Genomic DNA, 4,504 nt, shown 5'->3' with positions numbered 1-4,504 from the left:
GATTGCTGGCGATCTGAGCGTTGTAACACAGCTAAAACACCCACCAACAAGAACAACAGGTGCACCCGTCATGGACATCATTGGTATTGGCTATCTGGGCTTTGAAACCGCGAACCTTGACGCGTGGCGTGAGTACGGCCCGCAAGTCATGGGTTTCGGCATCGCGCCCTCGCCGCAGAGTGACAGCGAGTCGCTGTACTTCAAAATCGACGACCGCCGTCATCGCTTCGCTTTCCATCCCGGTAAAGTAGACCGCTTGGTCTATATTGGCTGGGAAGCCACGGGCCGCCAGGCATTCGACGCGGCCATCGCCAAATTCGAGGCCAACGGCGTTGAAGTCACCCGTGGTGATGCCGCGTTGTGCGAGAAGCGTGGCGTGCGCGAAGTGATCCGCTTTCGCGATCCGGTGGGCTATCAGCATGAATTGTTCTACGGCCAGAAATGGACCCCACGCTCATTTATGCCCGGTCGTCCTCATGGCGGTTTTCTGGCCAATGAGCGCGGTGCCGGTCATGTGGTAGTCATCACTCCTGAATACACGCCAGAGTTGGAACACTTCCTTACCGGGATCATGGGTTTCCATTGGTACGGCGCGGGTGCGGGCAAAGGTCGCACGGGCTTCTTTCGTTCCAAACTCAACCACCACACCAGTCACGACATTGCCTACGGCCATGGCGTTGGGCGGATGGGCGTGCAGCATGTCGGTTTGTTCGTGAACAGCATCCGCGACGTCGGCGAAACCTATGACATCGTCAAAAAGCGCGAACTGCCGATGATGATGACCTTGGGGCAGCACACCCAAGACCCGCACCTGTCGTTCTATCACTTCACGCCCTCGGGCTTCGCTTTCGAAACCATTGCCGAGATCGAGCCTTGGCAGGGCGATCCCTTTGAGCTGAACCCGGAATCGTTGAGCCTGTGGGGCCATGAAATGGTCGGACCGATCCTTGGCCCTAGCGTGCGTACCCCGGAAGAAGTGCTGGACCCGGAATACCTGGCGAGTAAGCGCTAGCCATGCGCCTGGCGCGAGTAGGGTTTCAGGGCGAAGCATTCTGGGCGCTGGTGAACGCCGACTCCAGCCGATTACAGCGCATCCGCGCACCGTTCGCCCACTGGGCAGCGGCATGCGCGTTGGGGCAGGTGGACGCGCTGGAACTAGATGATGCGTCGTTGGCGGTGAGCGACTGTCAGTGGCTACCACCGTTGGAGCCCGGCGCACGGGTATTTGGCGTCGGCCTCAATTACCTAAGCCATTTGCAGCGCCTGGGCAGCGCTGCGCCAGAACATACACTGGCGTATATCAAGCCCGAGTCGGCCATCATCGGCGCTCACGACGACATCCTGTATCCGGCATTGACCGCCGAACTGGACTACGAAATAGAACTGGTGGCGGTGGTCGCACGTCCTTTGGGCGATGAGCCCAAAGCCAGCGCCTGCTTATTGGGTTACACCTGTGGTAACGATATCAGCGCTCGAGACGCCGGACGGCAGATCGGCCGACTGGATCTGCTCACGCAGAAAGCCATGGACCGTACCACGCCGGTCGGCCCGTGGATCGTCACGTTGGACCAGATCGGCGTCGGTCAGCCTCAACTGGACCTGCACCTGAGCGTGAACGGTGAAATGCGCCAGCAGGACAACACCCGTCAGATGATTTTTCCGGTAGATGAACTGCTGAATTTCCTCGATGCCCGGATTGAGCTGCGTCCCGGAGATTTGATCTTCACGGGCTCGACCCATGGCGTGGGTCTGGAAACCGGGCGATTCCTGCAGCCGGGGGATTTGATCGAGGCCTCTATCGACGGTATTGGAGCCCTGAGCAATCGGGTCGGAACGCCTCGTCAGCTCAGTCCGGCGCGTGCCGAAGGCCGTTTGGGCAGGCCGCGCCAACATGGATGACACCCGCGCTACTACGCCCGCTCATAACACACCGCTGCGCGCCTCAACCTGGAGTCCGTTGCGCCATAGAGCGTTTTTCTGGCTATGGACCGCCGGGGCTATGGTCAATCTGGCGATTTGGATGCAGACCGTCGCTGCGGCCTGGATCATGACCACGCTCTCTACTTCGCCGCTAATGGTGTCGCTGGTGCAGACGGCAGTGTCATTGCCGGTGTTTCTGTTTGGACTGCCCGGCGGGGTAATTGCCGATTTGGTTGACCGACGGAAATGGCTGATGCTGACTCAGGCGATCATGCTCGTCGCTGGTTTGGCGTTAAGCGTGCTGTCGTTCAGCGGGATGCTCGCCGACTGGTCGCTGCTGTTGTTCACGTTCTTGCTCGGCACTGGCAGCGCGCTGAGCATGTCAGCGTGGATGGTCACCATCACCTCGGTATTACCTCGTCATCAAGTGCCTTCTGCTGTGGCCTTGAATGGTATCTCCACCAACGCCGCACGCGCCTTGGGTCCGGCATTGGCCGGGGCCTTGATCGCTTATTGGAACGCTGCGTCGGTGTTTGTGATTATCGCCGGGTGTTTTGTCGGGGTGATTTTTCTAGTGGCGACGTTTACGCCGCATCATCAACCGGAAGGCCTGCCTGCGGAAAGTTTCGGCGGCGGATTGCGCAGTGGTTTGCGCTATATCCGGCACTCGGCGGCCATGACCAGCGCTCTGAAGCAAACCTTCGTCTTTACCCTAAGCGCGAGTGCTCTATGGGCGTTGTTGCCATTGGTGGCCAAACACGAACTGGGAATGGATGCCGGCGGTTATGGCCTATTGATGGGGTTCATGGGGGCCGGAGCGGTCATTGGCGCGTTTAACCTGACGGCCATGTACCGGCGTTTTCCGTTGCGTTACTTGATTGTTGCAGGTGTCATTGGTTTTTCGTTGGCGACCTTTGCCGCGGCAGTGTCGCAAAGCCGGGTGGTGGTGTGCGCCATGCTGTTGATTGCGGGCATGTCGTGGATGGCGGTGAACGCGACCATTTCCACGGTGGTACAAACTTGCTCGGCGAACTGGGTAAGAGCCCGGGTAGCGTCGGTGTATTTGCTGATGCTAATGGGCGCGATGGCCATTGGCGGGGCGATCTGGGGCGCATTGGCGCAATACGTGGGGTTGAATCAAAGCCTGCTGCTGGCTGCGTTGACCTTGGTCATTGGACTGTTGCTGACCAATCGCAGCCAGTTGGAGTTAGGCCAGGAAGCGGATTACGCCTTGGCTCAACCGACCGACAAACTTGTGCTGGCAACGCAGGTTGATCATAAGTCAGGGCCCGTTTCGATCGAGATCGGCTATAGGGTTTTATTGGCTGAACGCGATTCCTTTCTCGACACCGTCTATGCGGTCGGTCAGGCACGCCGCCGCAATGGCGTGCAGAACTGGCGGCTGTACCGTGACGTTACCGATGATGAGCACTATGTCGAACGCTTCATTGTTGAGTCATGGCTGGATTATTTGCGCCAGCACACGCGGATCACTCAGGCGGATCAGCAGCGGGAATTGCGCTTGAGTGGCTTTCGTTGTGACGGAGAAGATACCCGGCGGTATATCCACCAGCCACGGGGTTCTCTGTAGGAGAACGCGATATTTCCGGGAAACCGTGGTGCTTCCTTCCCGAATAAATTCGGTCCCACAGGTGTGAACTGCGCCCCCCGTGGACCGAATTCATTCGGGAAGCTTTTGCTGTGAAATATTTCCACATTAAATTTTATTTACTTTAGCGTTCTCAGTATAGAATGCGGCTTCGCCCGTTCTTACCGGTATGCACGATGGCCCATTCTGATATCAGCAACTCCCAGATTGACAGCTCCGCCTCCGACAATGTTCAGGCGCTGGATACAGGTGACGCGCAAAAGGGCGCTGTCGTCAGCGTCAAGCCGGTGTCGAACGCCATCCACATCCTTCGGCATTTAAGTCAGGGCGGTCTGCCTGAGCGTTCGGTAGACATTGCGCGAATACTGGGGATCAATCCGAGTACGTGTTTCAACATCCTGCGCACTCTGGTTATGGAAGACGTGGTGGACTTCAACCCGCTGTCCAAGCGCTATTCTGCTGGTTTGGGCTTGGCGCGGCTGGTCGGGCAACTGGTCACTCAAGGTGAGCGGGTGCAATTCGCCAAACCGCTGTTGCAGGATCTGGCCGGTCGCTTGCGCGTGACCATCACTCTCTGGCGGCGCATGGGGCCGGACCGAATCGTGATCGTCAGCTCCGCCGCCAGCCCCACGGACGTGCGGATCGACATGGCCGAAGGGCAGCGTCTGCCCATTCTTATGGGCGCCAGCGGCCGCTTGTTTGCCACCCAGGTGGATCTGGACGACGAAAAGGTTCAACAAGGTTTCGAGAATATTCGTTGGGCGCGACCATTGCCGTATCCGGTGTACCGCGAGGACGTGCAATTGGCTGCTCAACGTGGCTGGGCGGTAGACGACGGCTATTTCTCGGTGGGCATTCTGGCGATTGCTGCGCCAGTGTTTCGTCGCTTCGAACGCGACGGTCAGGGGAGCTGGAGGGTGCTAGTAGCGGCCGCCGCCGGGCTTTTTCGGCGCCAGCGGGTTCACCGGCTCTTCG

General features: G+C 58.7%; 4 protein-coding genes. All 4 read left to right on the top strand.

Going from position 1 to position 4,504, the window contains the following annotated elements:
- The first annotated feature begins 70 nt into the window (after positions 1–70).
- Positions 71–1,012: a VOC family protein gene (locus M0974_RS06800; RefSeq protein ID WP_297834397.1), complete on the top strand. Its 942-nt coding sequence runs from the start codon at positions 71–73 to the stop codon at positions 1,010–1,012.
- 2 nt (positions 1,013–1,014) lie between these two features.
- Positions 1,015–1,899 (top strand): fumarylacetoacetate hydrolase family protein, encoded by an 885-nt coding sequence (locus tag M0974_RS06795; RefSeq protein WP_297834394.1) that lies wholly within the window; start codon positions 1,015–1,017, stop codon positions 1,897–1,899.
- Entirely contained in the window at positions 1,892–3,511 is a 1,620-nt protein-coding gene (locus tag M0974_RS06790) for an MFS transporter (protein WP_297834391.1), read from the top strand. Before M0974_RS06795 ends, M0974_RS06790 begins: the two co-directional genes overlap by 8 nt.
- A gap of 194 nt (positions 3,512–3,705) precedes the next feature.
- Positions 3,706–4,504: IclR family transcriptional regulator (locus M0974_RS06785; protein WP_297834388.1), on the top strand; the 799-nt coding region annotated here is incomplete at its 3' end.

Source organism: Pseudomonas sp., from assembly GCF_026224925.1.
In the GTDB taxonomy this organism is placed as follows: domain Bacteria; phylum Pseudomonadota; class Gammaproteobacteria; order Pseudomonadales; family Pseudomonadaceae; genus Aquipseudomonas.
The sequence above is the reverse complement of the archived record's forward strand: the minus strand, read 5'-3'. Positions and strand labels throughout refer to the sequence as shown.

Bases quoted from the DNA above. Each gene is read 5' to 3' on its own strand.
- M0974_RS06790 (WP_297834391.1), top strand. From the start codon at position 1,892: ATGGATGACACCCGCGCTACTACGCCCGCTCATAACACACCGCTGCGC.
- M0974_RS06800 (WP_297834397.1), top strand. From the start codon at position 71: ATGGACATCATTGGTATTGGCTATCTGGGCTTTGAAACCGCGAACCTT.
- M0974_RS06795 (WP_297834394.1), top strand. From the start codon at position 1,015: ATGCGCCTGGCGCGAGTAGGGTTTCAGGGCGAAGCATTCTGGGCGCTG.